The sequence below is a fragment of the Bombiscardovia coagulans genome, assembly GCF_002259585.1.
In the GTDB taxonomy this organism is placed as follows: Bacteria; Actinomycetota; Actinomycetes; order Actinomycetales; family Bifidobacteriaceae; genus Bombiscardovia; species Bombiscardovia coagulans.
Map to the genome: position 1 here is coordinate 134,636 of NZ_MWWS01000002.1, position 24,490 is coordinate 159,125.

19 protein-coding genes are annotated in these 24,490 nt (G+C 46.8%); 4 read left to right on the forward strand and 15 right to left on the reverse strand.

Annotated elements, in window-relative coordinates:
* Nucleotides 1-3: 3 nt before the first annotated feature.
* The 12 genes from recN to BOCO_RS00775 all read right to left on the reverse strand — a co-directional run bounded on the left by recN (nt 4) and on the right by BOCO_RS00775 (nt 15,892).
* Nucleotides 4-1,719, reverse strand: coding sequence for a DNA repair protein RecN (gene recN, locus BOCO_RS00720; protein WP_094722195.1), 1,716 nt, complete (start codon nt 1,717-1,719; stop codon nt 4-6).
* Entirely contained in the window at nt 1,719-2,630 is a 912-nt protein-coding gene (locus tag BOCO_RS00725; protein WP_094722196.1) for an NAD kinase, read from the reverse strand. The genes recN and BOCO_RS00725 overlap by 1 nt, the downstream gene beginning before the upstream one ends.
* Before the next feature lie 61 nt (nt 2,631-2,691).
* Complete coding sequence (gene clpX, locus BOCO_RS00730) at nt 2,692-4,065, reverse strand: ATP-dependent Clp protease ATP-binding subunit ClpX (protein WP_094722197.1); 1,374 nt, start codon at nt 4,063-4,065, stop codon at nt 2,692-2,694.
* 163 nt (nt 4,066-4,228) lie between these two features.
* Nucleotides 4,229-4,900: an ATP-dependent Clp protease proteolytic subunit gene (locus tag BOCO_RS00735; RefSeq protein ID WP_094722198.1), complete on the reverse strand. Its 672-nt coding sequence runs from the start codon at nt 4,898-4,900 to the stop codon at nt 4,229-4,231.
* A gap of 2 nt (nt 4,901-4,902) precedes the next feature.
* The gene (locus BOCO_RS00740) at nt 4,903-5,499 is read right to left on the reverse strand and encodes an ATP-dependent Clp protease proteolytic subunit (protein ID WP_094722247.1); all 597 of its coding nucleotides are present in this window, start codon (nt 5,497-5,499) and stop codon (nt 4,903-4,905) included.
* 186 nt (nt 5,500-5,685) lie between these two features.
* On the reverse strand, nt 5,686-7,083 hold the full coding sequence (gene tig, locus BOCO_RS00745; protein WP_094722199.1) for a trigger factor: 1,398 nt from the start codon (nt 7,081-7,083) through the stop codon (nt 5,686-5,688).
* Nucleotides 7,084-7,153: 70 nt separating this feature from the next.
* The gene (locus BOCO_RS00750) at nt 7,154-8,446 is read right to left on the reverse strand and encodes an HRDC domain-containing protein (protein ID WP_094722200.1); all 1,293 of its coding nucleotides are present in this window, start codon (nt 8,444-8,446) and stop codon (nt 7,154-7,156) included.
* Nucleotides 8,447-8,517: 71 nt separating this feature from the next.
* The gene (gene pflA, locus BOCO_RS00755; RefSeq protein WP_094722201.1) at nt 8,518-9,399 is read right to left on the reverse strand and encodes a pyruvate formate-lyase-activating protein; all 882 of its coding nucleotides are present in this window, start codon (nt 9,397-9,399) and stop codon (nt 8,518-8,520) included.
* A gap of 132 nt (nt 9,400-9,531) precedes the next feature.
* The gene (locus tag BOCO_RS00760) at nt 9,532-11,910 is read right to left on the reverse strand and encodes a formate acetyltransferase (RefSeq protein WP_094722202.1); all 2,379 of its coding nucleotides are present in this window, start codon (nt 11,908-11,910) and stop codon (nt 9,532-9,534) included.
* A 154-nt stretch (nt 11,911-12,064) separates the two neighbouring features.
* Nucleotides 12,065-12,280 carry a hypothetical protein gene (locus BOCO_RS00765; protein WP_094722203.1) on the reverse strand — a complete coding sequence of 72 codons (216 nt, stop codon included), beginning with the start codon at nt 12,278-12,280 and terminating at the stop codon, nt 12,065-12,067.
* Between the two features lie 78 nt (nt 12,281-12,358).
* A complete protein-coding gene (locus BOCO_RS00770) occupies nt 12,359-14,062 on the reverse strand; it encodes an NAD+ synthase (protein ID WP_094722204.1) in 1,704 nt (567 codons plus the stop codon).
* Nucleotides 14,063-14,209: 147 nt separating this feature from the next.
* Nucleotides 14,210-15,892 carry an MFS transporter gene (locus BOCO_RS00775; protein WP_094722205.1) on the reverse strand — a complete coding sequence of 561 codons (1,683 nt, stop codon included), beginning with the start codon at nt 15,890-15,892 and terminating at the stop codon, nt 14,210-14,212.
* 234 nt (nt 15,893-16,126) lie between these two features.
* On the opposite strand from BOCO_RS00775, the gene BOCO_RS00780 reads away from it, so the two are divergent.
* From BOCO_RS00780 to BOCO_RS00795, 4 genes are all read left to right on the forward strand, one after another.
* Nucleotides 16,127-16,834 (forward strand): TetR/AcrR family transcriptional regulator, encoded by a 708-nt coding sequence (locus tag BOCO_RS00780; RefSeq protein ID WP_094722206.1) that lies wholly within the window; start codon nt 16,127-16,129, stop codon nt 16,832-16,834.
* Between the two features lie 91 nt (nt 16,835-16,925).
* Nucleotides 16,926-17,291 (forward strand): YccF domain-containing protein, encoded by a 366-nt coding sequence (locus tag BOCO_RS00785; protein WP_094722248.1) that lies wholly within the window; start codon nt 16,926-16,928, stop codon nt 17,289-17,291.
* A gap of 61 nt (nt 17,292-17,352) precedes the next feature.
* Nucleotides 17,353-17,892 carry a peptidylprolyl isomerase gene (locus BOCO_RS00790; RefSeq protein WP_094722207.1) on the forward strand — a complete coding sequence of 180 codons (540 nt, stop codon included), beginning with the start codon at nt 17,353-17,355 and terminating at the stop codon, nt 17,890-17,892.
* 77 nt (nt 17,893-17,969) lie between these two features.
* Nucleotides 17,970-19,019, forward strand: coding sequence for a Gfo/Idh/MocA family protein (locus BOCO_RS00795; RefSeq protein WP_094722208.1), 1,050 nt, complete (start codon nt 17,970-17,972; stop codon nt 19,017-19,019).
* An 88-nt stretch (nt 19,020-19,107) separates the two neighbouring features.
* On the opposite strand, the gene BOCO_RS00800 is transcribed toward BOCO_RS00795, so the two are convergent.
* The 3 genes from BOCO_RS00800 to BOCO_RS00810 form a co-directional block, all read right to left on the reverse strand.
* Entirely contained in the window at nt 19,108-20,553 is a 1,446-nt protein-coding gene (locus tag BOCO_RS00800; protein WP_094722209.1) for a replication-associated recombination protein A, read from the reverse strand.
* A gap of 81 nt (nt 20,554-20,634) precedes the next feature.
* Complete coding sequence (locus BOCO_RS00805) at nt 20,635-23,187, reverse strand: DEAD/DEAH box helicase (protein WP_094722249.1); 2,553 nt, start codon at nt 23,185-23,187, stop codon at nt 20,635-20,637.
* A gap of 144 nt (nt 23,188-23,331) precedes the next feature.
* Entirely contained in the window at nt 23,332-24,489 is a 1,158-nt protein-coding gene (locus BOCO_RS00810) for an amino acid ABC transporter permease (RefSeq protein WP_094722210.1), read from the reverse strand.
* Nucleotide 24,490: the final 1 nt, after the last annotated feature.

Consider the following 24,490-nt stretch of genomic DNA (forward strand, 5'->3'; position numbering starts at 1 on the left):
TTTTTACTTGTTTTTACTGGATTCGAGAAGCTCTCTGGCATGCCGCAAGGACGTCGTTGATTCACTACCCGCAAGCATACGCGCTATCTCTTTCTCGCGTGATGCTCCACTCACTTCATCTACGCTAGTTTGGGTACTCCCCTGCTCAACTTTCTTGGCTACCACAAACTGTCTGTCTGCCCAAGAAGCTACCTGAGGAAGGTGGGTCACAACGATGACTTGAGCATCCTGAGATAGGCGGGCCAATCGTCTACCTAATTCAACTGCTGTCTTACCACCCACGCCTGCATCGACTTCATCAAATATAAATGTCATGCGATCTCTCGATCGTACTTGAGTCTCCTGCTTGGCAGACTGAGCCGCAACTAGTTCCATAGCTAACATCAAACGGCTTAATTCGCCTCCTGAAGCACTTGAACCCATTGGTAGCTGGGGTGAACCTGGAAAGGGGGTAAATAGAAAGCTGACATCGTCTAAACCGTGGGCGTTTAAATATTGGTCTGAACGCTGGCTGACCAGCACGTCCAGCCGGGATCCGTCCATAGCTAAAGACTTCAACTCTGCATTCACCGCTTTACTTAAGGCAACAGCAGCCAGCTTACGTTTATTGGACAGTTTTCGTCCTGCAAGCAAGGCTTCCTGCCGGGCTTGTTGCTGTTCTTCTTCCAATGCCTTAACTCTCTGTGGAGATGCATCCATATCTTCTAAATCGTATGCAGCTTGTTCCCTCCACTTGAGTACATCTTCAAGTGTCGGCCCCCAGTGTCCCTTTATTGTATCTAATTCGTGAATACGGTCATTGATTTTATCTAAATCTGCTGCATCCGATTCAATGTCAATTTGCTGGGTTAGATTAAAGACAACATCAGAAAGATCTGTAGCTATTGAGTGTAAACGGTCTATGGCATCTTCAAAAAGACTGTTAATAGTTATGCCCTGCAAAGATTGTAAGGCCTGTTCAATCAATTCCGTTGCACTAGGACTATCAGCTTCTCCGTCCAACTGCGAAGCATCTAGAGCAGCTAAGGCACCCGTTATACCTTGCAGAATTTGGGTAGCATGCTCAATTCTATCTCGTTGATCACGCAGTTCTACATCTTCGCCTGGATGAGGGTCTACTTGGTCAATACGTTCTACAGACTGCCTCAGATAATCAGACTGTTGGATTATAGACGCTTGTTGGTCCTGTAAGACGGCTAATGTATGATCTACCTCTTGCAGACGCTGCCATGCATCACGGTAGTCATTGAGCTCCGCACTGTCAGCTGCAAAAGTATCTAAAAAGTCTCTCTGCTTCCCCGGCGCTGCCATACGCAACTGGTCAGCCTGGCCATGGATAGTTATTAACCGGTTGCTCAACTCATGCAGTAGCGAGCGAGGCACCGTGTGCCCATTAATCAACGACTTTGACCGTCCCTCAGCTGGAACTGACCGAGTCAAAAACAGTTGTCCGTCTTCTGGTTCTATACCAGTTTCCTCTATAGTTTTGAGGATGGGAGATGAGTCTACCAATTCGAAAACACCTTGTGCCCAACTAGAATCCTGCCCAGGAGACACCCTTGCCGCTTGCGTCGGTGCACCCGAAATAAGTCCAAGTGCGTTCAACAGCATAGACTTACCAGCTCCTGTCTCTCCAGTGATAGCTGTCATACCAGAAGCTGGCGTAAACCGAGCATGATGGATAGGACCTAAATTGCGCACTTCTAGCTCTTCCAACATCAGGCACCCTCCCCACTTTTAGCGGGCGTCGACGAACGATGATTCTGTTCCCGCCAACCTACTACCGGTAAATCAAACTTACTAACAAGTCTTTGTGTAAACGATACCCCAGAAAGTCTGGCAAGACGGAAAGTATCATGAGATTGTCGAACCTGTACTGAAGAACCACGGGGAAGCAATAACTGCCGGCGCCCATCACAGCAGATCCAGCCGTCAGAAGGCGAATCCTCCATCAAGCCTATGGTAAATGTTGAATACGGTCCAATAATCAGAGAGCGAGCAAAGAGCGCATGCGCTGCAATAGGAATCATTTGTAGAGACTGCGCATCAGGCCATACAACAGGGCCGCCAGCAGAAAAGGCATATGCGGTGGAACCTGTAGGTGTAGCTACTATCACTCCATCGCAACCGTAGGAGCTCATCTCCACATCATCAACCCTGATAGTAACTTGAATCATCTTGCCGCGATCATATCGCTCAACTGTCATGTCATTCAGCGCCCAGTCGGTTAAAGGCTTGTCTTCGCCGGGTAACCACAGATCAACATGCGCTACCATGCGTTCATCTATGGAGTAATCACGCTCGGCTACTTTAGCTATAGCTTCCGCAATCTGAAAGCTTTCAAATTCTGCAAGAAAACCCACATGTCCCAGGTTAACTCCCAGAATTGGCACAGTAGTACCTTTAACCAGTTCTGCAGCCCTGAGAATCGTACCGTCACCACCTAAGACGATGACTATTTCAGTATCATCATCTACCTGGCGATATGACTGACCAAAAGTAGGGGCTTCGCTGTTATCTACTATTGAAACTTGGAAGCTTGCCCTATCCAGTTGTTTGAGAGCTTCTGTCACTATCGCTGCAGAACGAATTCTCTGGTGTGTTACAACAACAGCCTTGCGTTTACCCATCACCTCTCCTCATTTGCAGTCATCGATAATCATCAAGTAGCCACCCCACAACTTTTTACTCTCACGCCACTTGTCGACGTGTACCATCACTGTCCCGTCCTGCTGTAGAAAAATACTGTGGAGGTCGTAAACCATCCACCGCTTGATCATCAACAACTACTCGATCAACCTCATTCAACTCTGGTATTTCAAACATAGTCTTTTCTAGAGTTTTTTCGATAATAGACCTGAGTCCCCTAGCTCCTACTCCAGCTGACATTGCTTGCTGGGATATTCGATCAAGTCCAGCATCAGTAAAGACTAGATCAACACCATCGTCTAAGAACATCTTCTGATATTGCTTAACTAAGGCGTTATCAGGTTCTACTAGCACTTGCTTGAGTTGCATCGTATTCAGCTTATTCAAAGTAGTTACGACAGGTAGACGGCCTATGAACTCCGGTAAAAGTCCGAAATTCTCCAAATCATCAGCGTTAACCTGCTGCAACAAACGTTCCTTGTCTACCTGTTGATGCTGACGAACAGCTGAGAACCCAGATTCATGCAATCCTAACCGCTGTTGGATAATATCTTCTAATCCTACGAAAGCTCCTCCACAGATAAACAGAATACCCTTCGTGTCAAGTTGGACACTTTCTTGATCCCTCTGTTTGCGGTAGCCATCCACAGGAACCTTAGCAATAGTTCCTTCAATTATTCTCAATAATGCCTGCTGAACCCCTTCTCCAGAAACATCTCTGGTTATTGAAGTGTTTTGTCCAGATTTTCGAGCAATTTTATCTATCTCATCGATATAGATAATTCCATGCTGAGCTTTTTGGAGGTCACCATCAGCAGCCTGAACCAGACGTTGCAGCACTGTTTCCACATCGTCACCAACATACCCGGCCTCAGTCAAGGACGTTGCATCTGTCATCACAAATGGCACATTCATGATTCTGGCCAACGATTGTGCCAAGTATGTTTTACCGACTCCAGTGGGCCCTAAAAGCAAAATATTAGACTTATCCACCTCGACCTGGTCCAAAGCAGGAGGCTGTAAATCAGTATGATCAACGTCGTAGCCACCTGTGTTATCTGGCGTTCCGTCACTGGAGTGTCCCTTTACACCAGAACGAGATAGGACCCGTTCCTGTTCCATGTTGATACGCTTATAGTGGTTGTATACTGCCACGGCCAGTGTACGTTTGGCAGCTTCTTGTCCTATTACAAAATGGTTGAGATACCGAACAATTTGACTGGGGGTCGGTAAGGCAAAACTTTCCTCATGGATATCTTCAGCCTTCTCTTCGTCAAGTATCTGCACGCACAACGCAATACACTCATCGCAAATAGCCGACGATGGCCCTTTAATAAGTTTCCTCACCTGTTTTTCGTTTTTACCACAAAAATCACAACGGAAGAGTCCTTCATTGTAATTAACAACGCGACCCATACCTTCACCCCTCCCACTTGCTTCCTAGACCATATTACGCGGAACGCTCACCTAATTCTCATATAGCGAGGAGAATGTGCATAAGCACAATTGAAGACAAGTAAAGGCCCTCGAGCAGAAATCCCACCCAAGGGCCTCATGAAGATATCTTCAAAAAGTGCGATTACTTACGGCTTTGCAGAACCTCATCAATCATTCCATACTCCTTAGCTTCCTGAGCTGTGAGGATGGTATCAACTTCAATATCTCTTCGAATCTTCTCGACATCCTGACCAGTATGCTTAGCTAAAGTCTCTTCCAGCCACGAGCGCATTCGCAACATTTCTTTAGCCTGAATTTCAATTTCAGTTGCCTTGCCGAAATTCTGTTCCATAGCGGGCTGATGAATCAGCACACGAGCGTTTGGTAAGATTAAACGTTTACCTGGAGCTCCTGCAGCCAGCAAAATCGCAGCAGCTGAAGCAGCCTGCCCCAAGCAAACTGTCTGAACATCAGGCTTGATGTACTGCATCGTGTCGTAAATCGCAGTCATAGCAGTCATTGACCCGCCTGGAGAGTTGATATAAACGATAACGTCACGGTCTGGGTCTTGACTTTCCAAAACCAGCAGCTGCGCCATAATATCGTCAGCAGATGTATCATCCACCTGCACTCCCATGAAAATTATACGGTCGTCGAAAAGTCTAGAATACGGATCTTGCCGCTTAAGACCGTATGGTGTCTTCTCCTCAAATTGAGGCAGCACATACCGATTTTCAGGGCTCAACCCCGATACAGACCTTGGACCAGCTAACCGCTGTGCCCTCGCAATGAACTGTGCTTCTTCAGATGCCATGTTTACTTGCCCTCCTCAGCGCGCATAGTGCCGTGAGTGGTCACAATCTTATCAACGAAGCCATACTCTAAAGCCTCTTGCGCATTGAACCAATGGTCATACTCATTGTCTCTGTATATCTCTTCCAAAGAGTGCCCGGTTTGGTCGGCAGTCAACTGGGAAAGAGTTTTTTTCATGTCCATAATGAGTTCAGCGTTGATTCGTACATCTGTAGTCGTTCCTCCGACACCACCAGACGGCTGATGCATAAGCACACGAGCATGTGAAGTAATAAAACGCTTCCCCTTCGTCCCAGACGAAAGAAGGAACTGTCCCATAGAAGCTGCCATACCTACCGCCACTGTAGCAACGTCTGGCTCTATTAATTGCATGGTGTCGTATATAGCCATTCCAGCGGTAATGGAACCGCCTGGGGAGTTAATATACAGCCAAATATCTTTACTAGGATCTTCCGCCGCCAGCATCAGCATTTGAGCACAGATGACATTGGCGTTAGCATCCTTAACTTCATCACCTAACCAGATGATGCGATCTTTTAACAGTCGGTTGAAGATAGGATCAGGAAGTGCAGAAACTTCTCCATCTTCCATAACAGGCATAACTGTAGGAGTGTTACTCACCGTGTCTCCTTTGATAAACTTTTCATGTTACGAGCCTACCGCCTCATGCTGACTCACGTTGCTCGTTGTGCTAGTTGCGCAAAAGCCGCATCTGGTTGCTCCAGCAGACACATCTTCCCACTTGGCACCAGACACGGCCTTTTCACTTACCACTTTCGCAGCTTTTTAGTCTTCTTCCTGCGATTGTTTAGAGGAATCAGAATGCGCAATTTCATCAGCGACAGCTGCTGCAGCTGAAGCAGCTTGTACACTCTCTGACTCTTCCACTGCTTCGGCCTCATCTTGACCTAAGAAGTTAGAGAGATCTAGAACATTGCCATCGGTATCTTTAAAGGTGACAGCCCTCATACCTGCCAGCATACCTTTAGAACGACCTACCTCTTGTACAGCAGAGCCTAGTTGACCATTCTGGACGATTGCGTTAATAAACGCCGATGGATCCATTCCGTACTGCTGAGCAATTGATGCCAAGAAGTTAGTAACATCAATTTGAGATACCTCAACCTGCATCTTCTCAGCAAGAGCGTCTAAGACCATTTGGTCTCTCAACTCTTTCTCTACATTTTTCTCGATTTCAGATTTTTCGTCGTCGGTTGCGGCTTCAGAACCCTTATTGGCATTTTTTAACTGGTCCTCAACCATGGAACTCTTAACACCCTTGGGAACTGGAATATCAATTCCTTCTTGCAGCTTAGCAATAAAAGCATCACGAGCATCTGTAGCTTGGCGACCTTCAGCATCCCGTTCGCATTGTTTGCGCACGTCAGATTTCAACTCTTCAAGTGTGTCGAATTCGGAGGCTTCCTGAGCAAAGTCATCATCAAGATCAGGTAGTTCTTCCGCTTTTACTGAGTTAACTTTTACTTTAATCTGAGCTTTTTCACCTGCATGTTCGCCAGCTTCTAAAGTACCTTCGAAGGTAGTTTCTTCGCCTGAAGACAGACCGTCCAGAGCTTCATCCAACCCATCCAACATAGTTTGAGAACCGAGCTCGTAGGAAACACCTTGCTGGGAGTCAACACTCTCTCCATCAATAACAGCTTCCAGGTCAATAGAAGCGAAATCTCCAGTCTGAGCCGGACGGTCAATTGAAACAAGAGTTCCGAATCGCTGGCGTAGGTTATCCAAGCGCTTATTTACATCTTCATCAGTAACTTCTGGCTTAGCCACCTCAATTTCCATACCTTCGATATCAGGTAGGTCGAACTGGGGGCGCACCTCTACTTCAGCAGTAAACTTTAGCTTCGTATCACCTTTGGATGACTCAGGGATATCCTTGATGTCAATTTGTGGCTGTGCCATAGCATGCAGCTCTTTTTCAGCAAGAGCCTTGGAATACAGATCTGGCACTCCAGAGTTGACTGCCTCACCAGCTACAGTCGAGAAACCGATACGCTGGTCGATGATTTTCCCAGGTACGTGTCCCTTACGGAAACCAGGTACATTCACCTGTTTACCAATTTCTTTACGAGCCTCATCTAAATAAGGCTCGAATTCGTCATTGTCGACAGTAATGGTAAGCCTTACTTTGGTAGGCTCAAGATTCCTAACGCTGATTTTCACGCTGCGCTCCAATTCATCACAACCGTTTGGTCTGCCGGTCTTTGCAAGTTTTCTGCTAACTCAGCAACCTTTACATCATAGCTCGACTTACGGACTCACTCACCAGCGAAACTTGCCAAGGACGAGCATGTTCCTCGAGCAGAAAAGCTTCCACATCCCTTTCATGCGGCTCATCAGTCCAGCATAAGTCTCTCAGGTACTGAGGCTTGATAATGACGTCTGTTGGCATACTATAGGTTTGCCCAATTGCTGCTACTGCTTCACGTACCGCACATAAGCGCGCATACCTATCAGGGTGGCGCTTCCATATTTTCATAGAACGAGGTCCTTTACCCTCTTCACTGTGATCAGGTTGCCGCTCAGGCGGCCTTGGCAACTCATCTTCATCCAGGTGTAAGGCTTCAACGATAACTTGCTTCCAGACAGATGGTTTAACATTTCGTTGAATGGGTGCATACCGAGCAAACATCTTGTCCTGCTCACCACCGTTATGCATGTGTACCCGTTCGTTGAGACAACGGATAGAACGAAATTCTCTGCCGTTGCGTGGCTTTAAACGAGCTGCCTCAATAATTGAGCTGTCTGCTAACAGTAAGCTGGGGGCAATGTCATATTCCCTTGCCAGAAGATCACGTTTGATCCATAAGGCCCGAGCGACGGCCAAACCTACACGGTCATTTCTCAAGGAGGTTATATGGGAAATGTGCCTCCAAGGTTGAGGACCTGGCTCTCTTCGTGCACCACCCACCTTCATAAGCCACTCAAACTCTTGATCAGCCCATTCTTCCTTACCCTGATGGCGCAGGTCCTCACGCATGGCATCTTCTAATTCGATAAGTAATTCCACATCTAAGGCTGCATAATTACGCCAGTCCCTAGGAAGGGGACGGTATGACCAATCAGCCGCAGAATGTTCCTTAGCTAGGGTGATGTCTAAATAATGCTCCGTTACAGCAGACAAACTCACGTGCCGCAAACCTAACATGCGAGCAGCCAGTTCAGTATCGAACAGCGCTTTTGGTTGCAAACCTAAGTCTAGAAAACCAGGAAGATCCTGCCTGCTGTCGTGAATAATCCATGTAGCAGATCCAATAGCAGTATTGAAAGAACTCCAAGAACCACCTTGTTGACGTATTGCTACCGGATCAACCAAAGCTATACCGGCTCCTGACCGCTTAAACTGAACCAAATAGTCCTGCTGTCCATACCGAAAGCCAGAAGCCCTTTCAGCATCAGCTGCTATGGGGCCTTCAGATTGAGCGTACTCACAACAAAACGATTGAAAGCTGGATATAGTATCGATTACCGGGGGAACCCCTCCCCCTGGTTCTGCTAGGAGCTTTGGTTTGTGGTCCTGAGCCAACTGCCTACCCGCCTCTTTTCTCTTGAAGGACTAGCTACAACACATAAGCTTAGCTCACACGATAAAAGAAACTAATATACCACAAAGCCATGCGACTCCAATTGGCCTTTAACTCTTGCTTGCAAGGCATGTGAAGGCCCCTTCTTATCCTCAAGTGGATAGGGAATGCGCATCTCATGCCACTTGGGCCTACCTAATTGGTGGAAGGGCAAAACATCGATATGCTCTATAGCTTCTTTGAACTGTTCACATACTCGTGCTACATTCTCAACATTCTCTTCAGAATCTGTCAATCCTGGAACTAAAACAAAACGAACCCAAATTTTTGATCCCGCAGCTGCTAAACGCTTACCAAATTCAATGGTGGGCGCCAGTGTGCCTCCTGTGACTGCCTTATATGTTTGCTCATCACCAGCTTTTATATCTAACAAACACAAGTCAATATCTCGTATCATCTCATCCGTATAGCTCTTATTCAAAAAGCCTGATGTATCTAAGCAGGTGTGTATGCCCATTGTTTTTGCAGCTTTGAACACGCGGGACACAAAGGCGGCTTGCATCATTGACTCGCCACCAGAAAAAGTAATTCCTCCACCTGTCGCTGTAAAAAGATCCTCATACCTGGCAACTTTGTCAATCATAGCCTGCAGATAGACGGGCTTACCGTCTCGCATCTTCCATGTATCAGGATTTTGGCAATACTGGCAACGTAAGGGACAACCGCTCATAAACACTGTCATTCGGGTACCTGGACCGTCCACAGAAGTATTAATGTCCCACGAATGAACGAATCCAATATCACCAGTTCGCAAGGCTTCAATGCGGTCACGTCTATCTAATCCAATAGGAGATTCAAAACCAGATAAGCCTCCCATTAACGTTCGGCTCTGATAAACCTTCGACTCTTTCAACATATGTGGCTTAGTCGTATGGAATTGAGTAGCTGCAGTCATCAGCTGCCTCCCCGCAACGCAAAAGTAATAATATAAGCAAACGATAACGAAAGGGGCGGAGCTGCTGCCCCGCCCCTTCTGCTTGTTCAAGTTAAGTCAGCGCAACTACGAAGTACTCAACTTGAAAATTGATCAGTCACTCACAGCACCCTGATGGAAAGTACGTGAAATGACATCTAGCTGTTGCTCACGAGTCAGCTTGACGAAGTTGACAGCATAGCCAGAAACACGAACTGTGAGATGAGGATACCTATCAGGATGCTCAACAGCATCTTCCAGTTGTTCCTTACGCAAGACGTTGATGTTAGCGTGATACAGTCCATGACCATTTCCGGAGTCAAGAATTCCGACCAAATTCTTAACGCGCTCTTCCTCATCACGGCCTAACCCGGCAGGAGTAATAGTGTTCGTGAGTGAAATACCATCAAGAGCATCATCGTAATCGATCTTACCTACCGAGAACATCGATGGAAGCATACCATGAGCATCCATACCGTTCTCCGGGTTTGCACCTGGCGCATATGGAGTTCCCTTCTTATGACCAGACGGGAAAGACCCAGTATTGTGACCGTACTCTACGTTTGAGGTAATGGTCAGGATGGACTGAGTAGGAACAGCGCCACGGTACACGGGAAGGCGCTTGATTTGTCCCATAACCGTCGAAACTGCCCACTTCGCTATGTCGTCAGCACGATCGTCATCATTACCGTAAACAGGGAACTCGCCGATTGTCTTGTAGTTGACAACTAGGTCATCATCAGCATTTTCCACATATTCCGGAGTACCTTTAGCATCTTTGTTATAAATCGGGTAGACTTTGGCGTATTTGATTGCGCTCAGAGAATCTGCTGCAATAGATAAACCAGACATACCACAACCGAGTGTACGGTACACTTCTTTATCGTGTAGAGCCATCTCAATGGACTCATATGCATACTTATCGTGCATATAGTGAATGATATTTAGAGCCTCAATATAGGTCTCTGACAGCCATTCAAGAGCCTTCTCGTAGTTGTTCTTAACTTTCTCGAAGTCCAAGGTGCCATCAACCTCAGGCTGAATAGGTTCAATAATTCCCTTGTCAATCACCTGCATGCCGGTCATCTCGTCGCGACCACCATTAATGGCATAGAGAAGCGCCTTAGCAGAGTTAACACGAGCTCCGAAGAACTGCATCTGCTTGCCTACACGCATAGGAGAAACACAGCAAGCAATTGCTGCATCGTCGCCCCAATGTGCGCGGATATCCTTATCGGACTCATATTGAATAGCAGATGTATCAATGGAGATTTTAGCGCAGAAACGCTTGTATCCGACAGGTAACTTCGGATCCCAAAAAATAGTAATATTTGGTTCAGGTCCAGGTCCCAGATGATCAAGTGTTAATGTCGCAAGCAAGCGGAAGGAAGTCTTAGTCACTAACGGACGACCATCATCACTGAAACCAGCATCAGACCATGTAGCCCAATAAGGATCACCGGAGAAAATATTGTCGTAATCTTTGGTACGCAAGAAACGAACGATGCGTAATTTCATGACAATGTTGTCAATTATTTCTTGAGCATCGGTCTCGTCAATCAATCCTGCTGCCATATCTCGTTCAAAATAGATATCAAAGAAAGCAGAAAGACGACCAATTGACATAGCCGCACCATCTTGACTCTTTACAGATGCCAAATAAGCCATATAGGTCCACTGGACAGCTTCCTTAGCTGTCTGAGCAGGACGGGACAAATCCAAACCGTATTCATTACCAAGGATGAGAAGCTGCTTGAGAGCCTTAATCTGTTCTGAATGCTCTTCACGGAAGCGAATCCAGTGCTCAATCTCCTCTTCAGTGAAATCATTACGGTAGGGTATTGAGTCCTTGTCAGCCTTTTTCCGTGCAATCAGTTCATTGACGCCATATAGGGCTACTCGACGATAGTCTCCGATGATACGTCCACGACCATACGCATCTGGCAGACCGGTAAGAATCTTATTATGACGGGCTATCTTAATTCTGTGAGTGTATACATCAAAGACACCGTCGTTATGAGTCTTCCGGTACCGAGTAAAGATTTTCTTAACTTCTGGATCTGGTTCTTTACCAGCTTCCAGCAGAGCCTGCTCTACTACACGCCAACCACCGTTTGGCATCATAGCGCGCTTACACGGAACATCAGTTTGCAAACCGACAACTACATTGTCCTGAGTGTCTTCAGCCGACTTACCATCAATGTAACCTGCCGGGAAAGCATCAATGCCAGCTGGAGTATGAGTGTCAACATCATAAACACGCTGCTTGCGCTCCACAGCTAAGAAATTATCGTCAAGATATTTCCAGAGGAACTTAGTCTTGTCCGTCGCAGGTTTAAGGAAGGACTCATCTCCAGTGTATGGAGTGTAGTTCTCCTGGATAAAACTGCGCACGTCTATGTTGTTCTTCCAGTCTTCACCTTTGAAACCCTGCCAAGCCTTTGCTTGGAGCTCCTCGGGAGAGACCACCGTCGGTGTCTCAACTGCTGTCATTGTCACTCCTTATTGAATTATTAGTTGCGCTTCATCACGCTTGTGCACCTTGGTTTCATTATAAGATAATTGCTCTCCATAAACCCCCTTTAGAAAACATGATATTAGTCACAGTATACAAAATACTATTGCATCTACCGTGTCCAATTATGTATTATTTTTCCGATTCCTCTGGCAGAGGGTTCCATGCACTTTTCCATTTTTTATTTTCTTCTTCCCAAGCTTTATTGCGTTGTGCTGCTATTTTCCATGCCGCAAGAGCCTCCTGTTCACTGGCATACGGTCCCATTCTCTGATCAAGAGGCGAAAGTTTACCATGTTCTGCCCGCCCCGTCGTCATATTGAAGTACCACTCTTCAGGCTCAGACATCCGTGCACCTTTCTCGACAAGGACTGCGCTCCATGACACTAACAATTTCATGATTGCAGCATTTCAAAAGTCCAGAAGTTACTCTGCAAAGACATTAGTAATCGGTAGACGACGATCTCGCCCAAATGCTAATGCAGTAACTTTAGGACCTATCGGGTATTGACGACGTTTCCATTCAGCTCGATCTACCAAATTCATGACAGTATCGATAGTGCCAACGTCAAAACCGTCAGCCAAAAGGTCAGCTCTTCCATGGGCTTTTTCTATGTATGCGTCCAGCACCTGATCTAACAGAGCATAGTCTGGCAAAGAATCAGAATCCTTCTGCCCTTCACGTAATTCAGCTGACGGAGCTTTAGTGATGGAAGAAAGAGGAATAGGTTCGCGCTCACCTACAGCTTTAGCCTGAGCATTGCGCCAACGTGACAACTGCCAGACACGAGTCTTAAGAAGATCCTTAATGGGAGCATATCCACCCACGGCATCACCATAAATTGTAGAATATCCGCATGCCAATTCGGATTTATTCCCGGTTGCTAGAGCCAGGAAACCCTTCGCATTTGAGTACGCCATAACAATGACACCTCGAATGCGAGCCTGCAAATTCTCAGCAGCCACCCCTTCGAGGTGAAGCTGCTGTTGGAAGGCTTCGAAAAGATGCTCAATAGGTTCTACAACATATTGAGCCCCAATGCGCTGAGCTAAGTCAGCAGCATCATCCTTTGAACCGTCAGAGGAAAACATACTAGGCATAGAAATTCCGAGTACATTCTCACCACCGCACGCATCGGCAGCCATTGTAGCCACTAGAGCTGAGTCAATACCACCAGACAGCCCCAAGCACACACCTCTGAAATGGTTCTTAGACATGTAGTCTTTCAAACCAAGCACGCATGCTTGATAAGCTGCTTCATCACTAGGTAGTTGAGGTGGTCTAACCTTGCTTGCCGAAAGCCGAGTGTGCTCCTCGGTACCATTGGCAGGTAATGTCCAGAAGCTTACATCTTCCACAAACTGTGGTGAGCAATGCAGCAATTGCCCTTCCCTACTGGTCACAAAAGAACCACCATCAAAAATGAGATCATCTTGGCCACCGACTTGATTGACATACAGTAGTGGAGCTGCAACTTCTTGAGCTCGTCGCTGAGCCAACTCAATTCGAGTGTGGCCTTTCCCCTCTTCATAGGGTGATCCGTTGATAGTCAGAAGGAGATCAATGTTTCGTGAAAGCAACTCCTGAACTGGACCACCATCCTGCCAAATGTCCTCACATATAGTGACGCCGATTCTTTGCCCTCGGATATTCAAGACCACTGAACGCTGTCCTGGTGAGAAAATACGGAACTCGTCAAAAACTCCGTAGTTAGGAAGAAAATGCTTGTCGTAAGCGGCCCAGACCTGCGCCTTATGAAGTACCACCATCCTATTTCGGGGCAAATCCTGTTCGTGATCAGTACCTACAGTCCCCACGACAACAAACAATTCCCCTAGACCCTCGTCACTGATTTGCTTTGCCAACGCATTGGCTTTATCCCAGGCTGCAGCACGAAAAGTAGCACGAAAGGCCAGATCTTCAATTGGATACCCAGTCAACGTCATTTCAGGAAATACCACTACATGCGCGCCCTCCTGGGCAGCTCTGCGTGTGTAATCTAGAACCTTATTACCATTACCTTCTAAGTCACCTACACAGGTATCTATCTGAGCCAATGCAAACTTAAGATCTTGTTTTTCCTCAGACAGCCCATACTCAACATGTTCGTATTCCTGCGTTCTTTCCATGGTATAAGCCTACCTGAAATCCTACCCAAGAACGTGTCCTTCAACGTAGCCTCAAGGCGGGTTATCACTGCTCGTTCCAGCACATACAAGAATGGCCTAGGCAGTATGTACGGTATCCACCCAGGCCAATCACTATAGCAGTAAAACCTACTGTTCAGACTTATGAGCGGTTGCTACTTTTTCTGAGGCAATTCGCACTTTAATAGATGCTAATAACGCAAGCAGAAGCATTATGCAAGCGAATGCCAAGGCAAGCTGACCAGCCTGCACAAAGCCTGAAGTAAGGGCATCAGTGACCTGAGGACCTAGAACACCAAGTTGTCCATGTGTCCCTTGCGCACGCATACCTGAAATCATGTTTCCTGCTGAAGACTTTACTCCAGCAATCAACCCGTTAATCAGTTGCTCAGGTAATCCTTGAACAGCAGACAGCTTGTCTGGGAGGGTAACACCTACAGCTACAGAGAGAGCAGTTCCTGAAACAGCAGCCCCTAATGCCGTTCCCAATTGACGTATGGTTGATTGGGTAGCCGAACCCTCACCAGATTGTGCAATAGGCACTCCAGAGAGCACAAGACTGGTTAACTGCGCAGAAGCAAATCCTAGACCCAAACCGTACATTACCAACGCAACCATCAACGGCCACAGTGGCAGGGATGGATTCATTAAAGTGATCGCAATCAGTACACCACCGATCTCTAATAGCAAGCCAAGCTGGACTGTACCTCCTGCGCCTAATTTTGCAGAGACAAAACGAGCTAAACCACCAGAGACTATGGAGCCCAACGCAAGAACTGCAATAACACCACCGGCTTGCAAGGTATTAAGAGAACGAGCATTTATGAGATACAGAGGCAAAATAAAAATAACAATGAACTCTCCGGCATTAATGATCGCTGCAGTAAAGTTACCCCAACCAAACGTTGATATTTTGAAGAGCGTCACATCAAGCATCACAAGGTGTCCCGAACGTTTACGATGCAATTCCACAACTACAAAACCTGCAAGTAGGAGCATTCCCAGCAGTAGGCAGACCGGAATAATTGAGATTGGCGCTAATTGCGACCAAGTCAGCGAGCCAATAGTAAAGTTTGTGGCCGGATGCCACCAACCGTAGGTCTCACCCTCGATGAGACCAAAAACAACGAATGCCGAACCGAACGCAGACAAGAGAATGCCCCCTGTATCAGACAGCAGACCTAGACCACTACTTGCACCCGACCCTTGGGCTTTGCTCTCAGGTACAAATGGGAAAGAGAAGAAGAAAACAATGGCTCCCAATGGTAAGTTCACCAAAAAAATCCAGCGCCAACCGATGGTCTGAGTAAATAGACCACCCAACAATGGACCGATAGCTGCGGCAGAGGACATCACTGCTCCCCAAACACCGAAAGCTGCTGCACGGTATTTGCCACGGAAGTTAGCAGATACTGAGGAAAGCGTTGATGGCATCACCAGAGCGCCACCAACACCCTGAACAACTCGCGCCAGTAGGAGCATACTTCCTGTATGAGAAGATGCAGCCAACACTGAGCCCGCCACGAAAATAACCGTACCAATTTGCAAGAGTCTCTTACGCCCATACATGTCACCAAGTCGACCGGAAGGCAGGAGAAGAGCCGCAAGAACAATGCTATATAAGGCAGTAATCCACTGGGCATCAGTAAGGTTGATGTGGATTGCATCAATAATAGCTGGAATTGAAACATTAACAATAGATGAATCCAAGACAATCATGGCTAAGCCTAAAGCCAAGACCCATAGGGCCTTCCACGGTGGTTTCGGCTCACCAGTAGCTATACCAGTCTTGCTGTCAGTTTTATGATTCATGACTTGCCCCTCCCTAGAGTTGCCGAACTTTAAGGCTGTACAACCCCCAAGCTAATGCACAAACTCAAGTTCGCGACAACTTGTCTCGAACATTTACGACTATACGACTTCCCCACCCCAATACGCAATAGCATTACAGCAATCTCGTTTCTAACGAAACTCCCCACGTAACGGGCATAGACAAACATACAATACAAGAATGAACTCCATACCCAAGATCACAGAAGGTGATTAATGCCCAGAATTACTGAGTCGACAGTGAATGAACACAGGCAGCGCATGCTGACAGAAATTTTGGATGCCGTAGAAGACATTCTAAAAACAGAAGGACGCCAACAACTCACCATGTCAGCTGTCAGCCAGCGAACTGGCATAGCCCGTAACTCCCTCTACCGATATGCTTCCAATGCTGACCGCTTGTGTGACATGGTCTTAGCCCGTCGTTTACCAACTTGGTCAGAAGCACTTCAACGTGCGCTCGATGGTCTCAACGACCCAAAAGACATCATTGAAGCATGGTGCCTTGTGAATCTTCAACAGGCGAGCGAACATGGACACGGCTGGCTCATGGATCTGTTTAGCTCTTCACAACATGGTCGGCTTCGTAAGACATTTCTGTATGCAGACCAACACAATACCCAATCCGTACAGAGCAGTCATCCCCACAGTCAGACCCAAGACACAGCAGCAGAACTACCCTTGCTCCACTTTCATCAGTTAGTCAATGGACCACTCATTGAAGCCTGGATGCTCTTACTACCAAACCGCGCTCAAATAGGTATAGAATTAACTCGTGGTCTCGTTCAATCAGGCATGAGACTGATCGACTCAGCACAGAGTAACCCTCAAAGGCAGTCTCAAGAATCAATTAACAGTATCGTAAGCAGTGTAATTGCTAGCGTACACACTGTAGTTGAGACACTCACATCTCAACCTGATTGAGTCACCATCATAATTAGGGTATAAGTATCCGCAGTTGATGCAACCGTACCCAAAGTACAATAGCCCAACCGACACTGAGGAAGTGATTGAATTGCGCACGATAGGAAATATTGTTTGGCTTTTGCTTGGTGGAATTGCCTTATCATTATCTTGGGCGCTCGTTGGAATTATTTTATGTCTTACCATACTTGGCATCCCCTTAGGGTTGCAAGCATTAAAAATGGCTCGCCTAACCCTGACACCTTTCGGTATGACTGTGTATTACGGCAATGGTTTAGGATCAACTTTAGCTAATATCTTATGGATACTATTGGTGGGCTGGTGGATGGCCTTAGGGTATGTAGCAGCTGGATTAGCCAACATTATAACTATTATTGGCATACCTTTCGGCATCCAATCCTTCAAGATGGCACAGCTTTCCCTTATGCCGTTTGGAGCACGCATTGAAAAGCAGTAGTTCCCAACCACTTTTCTTATCCAAAGGAACAACAGTCGAGTTGAAGTGAAATACTATAGATATGACAAGTGTAATTATGCATACATCAGAAGGCGACATTCATCTTGACCTTTTTGACCAGCAAGCCCCCCAAACTGTTCGCAACTTCTTAGGTCTGGCAACCGGAACCCAAGAGTGGAAAGACCCCATCACAGGTGAAACTCAAAATGACCCATTCTACAACGGCCTTAGTTTCCATCGGATTATCAAAGACTTTATGATCCAGGGAGGCTGTCCTTTAGGCACAGGAACTGGTGGCCCCGGATATGAGTTCGATGACGAAATTGACCCAAGCCTTACCTTCGCAGAACCATACAAGCTCGCTATGGCAAACGCAGGAACTCGACGCGATCCAAGTACTGGGGAAGTTCATGGCACTAACGGCTCTCAATTCTTCATAACAACGGTACCAACCCCTTGGCTTGACGGGCATCATACTATTTTCGGACAGGTAGCAGACGAAGAGTCTAAAAAGGTTGTAGACACTCTCGATGCTGTAGCAACTAATGGAGCAGATCAGCCTTTGGAACCGGTCATAATCGAAACTATAGAAGTCCTCTAACACATCAATTATTTCCATCACTAACGGCCGGATTCCCATAGGGAGTCCGGCTTTTTTGCAAATTACTGGAGGTTGGTATGAGTGATCTGAATAGTATTGGTTTCACTCAGGCTCAACGCGAAAAGCGACGAGTAAACGTTGCCATTTTAGGAGCAGGACGCATAGCATCTCATATGGCTGAAACTCTCATGCGGATGAATGCGCACCCGTCTTTGAGCAACATAATCAATCCGTATGCTGTTGCTTCGCGCTCACTTGACCGCGCAAAACAATTAGCTCATCGCTATCGCATTACCAAAGCATACGGATCCTATCAAGATCTACTTTGCGACCAGAAAGTTGACTTAGTATATATCGCGACCCCACACAGTTTGCATGCAGAACAGGCCACATCATGCTTGCAAGCCGGTAAGAACGTTCTCGTCGAGAAATCATTCACCATAAATGCCAGGCAAGCCAACGAGGTTCTTAGCCTAGCTCGTGCACGTGGGCTTTTATGTGCTGAAGCTATCTGGACCAGGTATATGCCCTCATGCAGAATACTACATGACATACTGAGCTCAGGTCAGCTAGGTCACATCAGAGCAGCGAGCGCTAACCTCTGCTATCCAACAACCAGCAAAGCCCGCATGACTGACCCCTCTTTAGGAGGCGGAGCCCTGCTGGATGTTGGGGTCTATGCCCTCAATTTTCTTGATATGGTCTTTCAAGCAGAGCCAGTCAAAACGATACACTCAACTGCCTCTCTGTATGCCACAGGAGTCGATGAAAGCAACTCTACCACTCTCATATACCGCAATGGTGCATTAGGCATCGCTGTTTCTTCAATGTCCGTATCCTCAGACAGAACAGGAACCATTTGGGGCAGTAAAGGATACGCGGTGTGCTACAACATCAACAATATTCAGAAGATTGAAACATACAATACTGATCACCAATTACTGCACACTTATGAGATGCCGCCACAAATAACAGGATACGAGTTTGAAGTAGAGGCGGCAGCGCAAGCAATCTTAGCTGGTCACGTAGAGTGCCCACAGATGCCCCATGCAGACACCATGCGACTTATGGAGCAGATGGATTCTATTAGGCAGCTTTGTGGAGTTCACTACCCCGGCGAGAACTAGTTTGATGTCAGTTCCACCTGTTCGCACTACTCAACAGAACTAGTCGTCCCTGCTACCCATATACATGAATCGTTACTGGGTTGTTTTACTAGTCCTCGCTATCATTGTTCACCTGTGGACTGTCCCCACCTGCCTGGCTAGGACTGCCTTGAGAACCTGCTGGGTTTGATGCAGATCGCAGGATAGTGCGAATACGTTCTAATCGCGGACCTAGCTCACGCTCATAGCCACGATCGTTTGGATGGTAATATGTTCGTCCTACCAATTCGTCTGGCATATACTGTTGTGAAGCAACAGCTCCTGGCTGATCATGAGCATACTGGTAGCCTTTATGATTACCCCACTGCTTCATCAATTGAGTTGGAGCGTTACGCAAGTGGATGGGAACTTGCCCAATATTACCTGCATCGACATCAGCCAAAGCCTGATCAATCGCCATGTATGAAGCGTTAGATTTCGGAGCTGTAGCAACAGCTAGGACTGCTTCTGAGAGAATAATTCTAGCTTCAGGCATACCAACCATGGCCACTGCTTGAGCTGCAGCTACAGTCGTTTGTAAAATTTGGGGAGCTGCCATACCTACTTCTTCTGCAGCAGCGATCATAATCCTTCTTGCAATAAAGCGTGGGTCCTCACCCGCTCTGATCATCCGGGCCAAATAATGCAAAGCCGCATCTGGATCTGAACCACGCATTGACTTGATGAAAGCCGATGCTACATCATAATGATCATCACCTTGTTTGTCGTAACGAACACTTGCTACGTCCATAACAGAAGCAACTACTTCCTCAGTAATCATCGACTTACGGGCGCCTTTTTTCCTCGGTTGATCTCCAATCACAGCGTCAGCAGCAGCTTCAAGTGTGGTCAATGCTTTTCGAGCATCTCCTCCAGACAGAGAAATGATACGATCCTTTGCTGCTGCATTCAGTTTAACCTCACCTTTGAGTCCTCGCTCATCGACCAGAGCTCTCTCCAGCAGCTTACTTAGGTTGTCGGTATCTAAAGCTTCTAGTTTAACCACTACTGAACGGGACAATAGAGGTGAGATGACCGAAAAACTCGGATTTTCTGTTGTAGCAGCTACAAGTGTTACATCTCTGTTTTCCACAGCTGGAAGAAGAGCATCCTGTTGAGACTTGGAAAACCGGTGAACTTCATCAATGAAAAGTACCGTTTCCTGCCCGGTAGACACTAGACGCTCTCTAGCATGCGCAAGAACAGCACGTACCTCTTTTACACCAGATGTAACTGCCGACAGCTCTTCAAAAAACCTGCCCGATTGTTGAGCTACGATATAAGCCAAGGTAGTTTTACCTACACCAGGAGGGCCAAACAAAATCACCGAGCTCGGAGCTGTCAAGTTCTGTCCGCTTGATTGATGAGCACTCGCCAACCGTTCTAAGGGTGTTCCTTCTGCCACTGCTTTCTCTTGTCCAACAACCTCATCAAGCTTCCGTGGACGCATACGCACAGCTAATGGCAAGGTGTGTTCTTTCGGAACCTGCGCTAGCGCAAAAAGATCATCGTCCATAATGTAACCCTCTTCCTTGCACCCTTTCTCCCCAATACCAGCACAGGACACACATGTATGAAATTATAGTAGTCTCTACGTTCATACCTGCATAAGATCCTCAATGGGTCCTACCCGATAATCTGCGAACGTTACTTGCCCATCCTCTTGGGAAGCGTCGATATCAACTAGACCAGCGATACCCCAGTCATGCTCCCCTTCTACATCATCAAATGTTTGCAATACCCGCCATTGGTGCTCACTCTGTTCTCGTGACTCATCGAGACGGAAGAACTCAGAAGAACGAGCTTTGTTGTCGGTATTAATCGCTTCGTGTTCCCTATAAAACTCATCCAAAGCATCCTCCCATGCACGAATACCGTAGCCCCAGTCAGCATCCAATGATGCGAGTTCCTCGGCACGATCAAATGCAACGAGTTCTACTCGATGGAAGAGAGCATTACGGATCAACAGTGTCAATCCTCGACGATCTTGAACAACTTGCTCATGAGCAGAGGAAGGCACTAGATCCAAACTCGATTCCTCGGACCGCCCAGAAGAACCTGCTGCATCCCACTCATCAACAAGCGATGAATCTACTGAACGCACAACGAGCTTGAGCCATGCAATAATGTCATCTAATCGGTCGTCTAATTTACTATCCGGCACTGTTCGACTAAGAGCTCTATATGCATCTGACAGGTAGCGCAAGAGCGTACCTTCCGAACGGGAAATGTTATATCGCGATATGTATGAGTTAAAATCCGAGGCTGTTTCAAGCATGTCTCGTAAAACCGATTTCGGCTTAAGTTCAAAGTCCTTAGCCCAGGGCACATCCCTACAATATTGCTCGAAGGCTGGTTCCATGAGTTCTTCTAACGGGCGGGGATAAGTGACAGCCTGCAACCGTTCCATTCTCTCGTCGTATTCAAGTCCATCAGCTTTCATGTCCTGCATAGCAACATCACGCATGTGGCGTTGTTGAGCTTTGAGAACCTGTCGTGGGTCCTCCAAAGTTGCTTCGACCATAGAAATGAGATCCATATCATACGTCGCAGAGTCAGGATCCAACAGTTCCACTACAGCTAAGAGGAAGGGAGAAAGCGGTTGGTCTAAGGCGAAATCATCAGGCAGATCAATGGTAGTGTCGTAGGACTGAGATCCATCTGGATTTGTAAACACTTCGAGAACACCAGTATCTTCTAGAGTCTCGAAGATCTCATCTGTCCTGGTATGCAACGATACCTTTTCCGTATCAGACTGCAAAGAGTCGTCAATGAGTTGATCTATCCGAGTTCGAGCATCGCCACCCTGAGCTACCTCGTTCAAAATCATTGAGTGTGTAATCTGCAAACGAGACTTCAGAGTTTCAGGTTGAGCAGCTATCAAATGTTCGAAGGTTGTTTGACTCCATGTGACAAAGCCTTCGGGGGCTTTCTTTTTCTTTATCTTTTTTAATTTCTTGGGATCTGATCCAGCTTTAGCCAATGCCTTAGCATTTTCCACCTCGTACTCCGGCGCCTGTGCCACCACTAGGCCCTGAGAATCAAAACCCATGCGCCCAGCCCTACCAGCTATCTGGTGGAACTCTCTGGCACGAAGTCGACGCATCTTACTGCCATCGAATTTGGTTAATGCCGTCAATACGACCGTGTGTATAGGAACATTAATTCCAACCCCCAAGGTATCGGTACCACAGATCACCGGCAGAAGACCTTGTTGTGCTAATTGTTCAACCAACCTCCTATATCGCGGGAGCATGCCCGCATGGTGAATCCCAACTCCCGTACGTAAAAGACGGGAAAGGATTTTACCAAAGCCAGTAGTAAACCTTGTTCCAGAAATAGCTTCCTTGATGCGCTCTCGATCTTGCTTATCTGAGACACCAGAGCTTGAAAGAGCCTGTGCAGTGTCCAAGGCAGCATCCTGAGAAAAATGAACAATATAAACGGGTGTTTGCCCTGTAGCTATCAGCTGTTCAACAGTATTAGGAAGGGAGGTGTCCACATACCGGTATGACAGTGGAACTGGTCTAGGAGCATCGGCAATAACGTCAACTGAGCGACCTGTTCGCTTTTCCAATTGTTTCGCGATCTCAGATACGTCACCGAGTGTTGCAGACATGAGTAAAAATTGAGTTTCATCTAGCGTAAGCAGTGGCACCTGCCATGCCCAGCCACGATCGGGATCACCGTAAAAATGGAACTCATCCATCGCTACACAACCAATATCAGCGTTTTTGCCTTCTCGCAACGCTTGATTAGCTAAAATTTCTGCGGTACAACAGATTACGGGAGCATCGACATTGATGTGAGTATCACCGGTAATCATACCTACATTTTCTTTACCTAGCTCTCGCACTAAGTCAAAAAATTTCTCGGATACTAAAGCCTTGATTGGAGCGGTATAGTATGAACGTTGTCCAGTACTCAAAGCGATAAAGTGCATAGCTAAAGCTACAAGCGACTTACCTGAGCCTGTAGGTGTGTTCAGTACGACATGATCACCAGCAAGCAACGACATGACTGCTTCTTCTTGATGCGGCCAGGGAGTGATGCCGCGTTCTTGAAGCCAAAAGGAAAAACGTTCGAAAAGTTCATCTTCAGTCACATTCCGTCTATCACCTACGTGTGGAACTAATCCTGCTAGCGACATACGATCACTGATACCGCTATTCACAGCAGTGGATTCATTCTCGTCAGTTGTCTCATTATGCTGACACATATTGGACGATGCTGCACCGGGCTGACTAGGAAAAGACATATTCCCTACTCTAGCCGTCAGCCCGGGCAGACTCACTCATGATTTTTCAGTTGAATGGTTCTGTTGATCAATCGCATCATCATCTGTTTCTGAAGATTTGCGTTTCCACAGATTGGGTATTTCCCGGTTATGTACTTCTTCTTGCGACTCTGGATGTGTCTCATCATAGCCTTGAATATACCTGGTATGTCGCCATTGGCGGATAGATGCATTAGAGCCTCTATGGTGAACATGGTGCTGTAAGGGAGCACCACCATAACGGTTCCCGTCCACTTCTTGCGCAACAGCAATTTGATTGACATTAGAAGCGTCCATAATTGCTAGCGGGGCAACTGGCTCAACATCAACTGGAGTTGCAGTAGCAGCGGTTCGCTTTTGCATATGTTCAGGTAATATACGTGCCAGTTTTGACAAGAGTGCACATACAATGAAGTAGATAACGGCAGCCACTACAAGCGTTTGCAAGATGTTGAAATACATCGATCCAAGACGACGAGATTCTTGCAGAAGATCCGTATACATGATAATAGAGCCCAAAGCTGTATCTTTCAAAACAACAATCAGCTGAGTAACGGCAGCAGGAAGCATAGCATAAATTGCCTGTGGGACCTCAATCTGCATGAGTGCTTGAGTTTGTGTTAGACCCAAAGCAAGACTAGCTTCACGCTGACCACCTGGTAAATTACCAACACCCGAACGAATCAGTTCAGCCACTACTGAACCGTTGTACAAAATCAGCGACAATACTACTGCCCAATATGAAGCTTCACTCATACCTGAAAATGCGAACCAACGCCAGAAGAAAATCATCAGCATCAGCACAGGAACAGCACGACAAAACTCAACAATCACACCAGATATGGTTCTTACTATTTTGCTGGGCAGCAAACGTCCCATACCAAAAATAAAGCCATATATCATGGAACCAAGCACAGCCAGTATTGAGGCCTTGATTGTCATCCACAAGCCTGGCAGGTAGAAGTCTGTCCAAGCCTCCGTTTCCAATGCTGGTTTCCAAAGTTCCCACGACAGCTGATTTTCACCATCAGGTGGATTGTGCAAACGCAGCAATATAAGGACAATTACCAGAATGAAGACCAAACCTGCCAGCCAATTTGCTATACGTATTTTTCGCAGGCCTCGAGGCCCCGGTTGATCAAAGAGAAGGGAGCTTTCATCCTTTGTTGTACTCATG

What these genes read in the sequence shown, in the direction of transcription:
- BOCO_RS00725 (WP_094722196.1), bottom strand. Translation starts at nt 2,630, where the DNA reads ATGGGTAAACGCAAGGCTGTTGTTGTAACACACCAGAGAATTCGTTCT.
- BOCO_RS00760 (WP_094722202.1), bottom strand. Translation starts at nt 11,910, where the DNA reads ATGACAGCAGTTGAGACACCGACGGTGGTCTCTCCCGAGGAGCTCCAA.
- BOCO_RS00735 (WP_094722198.1), bottom strand. Translation starts at nt 4,900, where the DNA reads ATGGCATCTGAAGAAGCACAGTTCATTGCGAGGGCACAGCGGTTAGCT.
- BOCO_RS00740 (WP_094722247.1), bottom strand. Translation starts at nt 5,499, where the DNA reads ATGCCTGTTATGGAAGATGGAGAAGTTTCTGCACTTCCTGATCCTATC.
- BOCO_RS00765 (WP_094722203.1), bottom strand. Translation starts at nt 12,280, where the DNA reads ATGTCTGAGCCTGAAGAGTGGTACTTCAATATGACGACGGGGCGGGCA.
- pflA (WP_094722201.1), bottom strand. Translation starts at nt 9,399, where the DNA reads ATGACTGCAGCTACTCAATTCCATACGACTAAGCCACATATGTTGAAA.
- BOCO_RS00795 (WP_094722208.1), top strand. Translation starts at nt 17,970, where the DNA reads ATGAGTGATCTGAATAGTATTGGTTTCACTCAGGCTCAACGCGAAAAG.
- recN (WP_094722195.1), bottom strand. Translation starts at nt 1,719, where the DNA reads ATGTTGGAAGAGCTAGAAGTGCGCAATTTAGGTCCTATCCATCATGCT.
- BOCO_RS00780 (WP_094722206.1), top strand. Translation starts at nt 16,127, where the DNA reads ATGCCCAGAATTACTGAGTCGACAGTGAATGAACACAGGCAGCGCATG.
- BOCO_RS00805 (WP_094722249.1), bottom strand. Translation starts at nt 23,187, where the DNA reads ATGTCGCTAGCAGGATTAGTTCCACACGTAGGTGATAGACGGAATGTG.
- BOCO_RS00770 (WP_094722204.1), bottom strand. Translation starts at nt 14,062, where the DNA reads ATGGAAAGAACGCAGGAATACGAACATGTTGAGTATGGGCTGTCTGAG.
- clpX (WP_094722197.1), bottom strand. Translation starts at nt 4,065, where the DNA reads ATGGGTCGCGTTGTTAATTACAATGAAGGACTCTTCCGTTGTGATTTT.
- BOCO_RS00775 (WP_094722205.1), bottom strand. Translation starts at nt 15,892, where the DNA reads ATGAATCATAAAACTGACAGCAAGACTGGTATAGCTACTGGTGAGCCG.
- BOCO_RS00810 (WP_094722210.1), bottom strand. Translation starts at nt 24,489, where the DNA reads ATGAGTACAACAAAGGATGAAAGCTCCCTTCTCTTTGATCAACCGGGG.
- BOCO_RS00800 (WP_094722209.1), bottom strand. Translation starts at nt 20,553, where the DNA reads ATGGACGATGATCTTTTTGCGCTAGCGCAGGTTCCGAAAGAACACACC.
- BOCO_RS00790 (WP_094722207.1), top strand. Translation starts at nt 17,353, where the DNA reads ATGACAAGTGTAATTATGCATACATCAGAAGGCGACATTCATCTTGAC.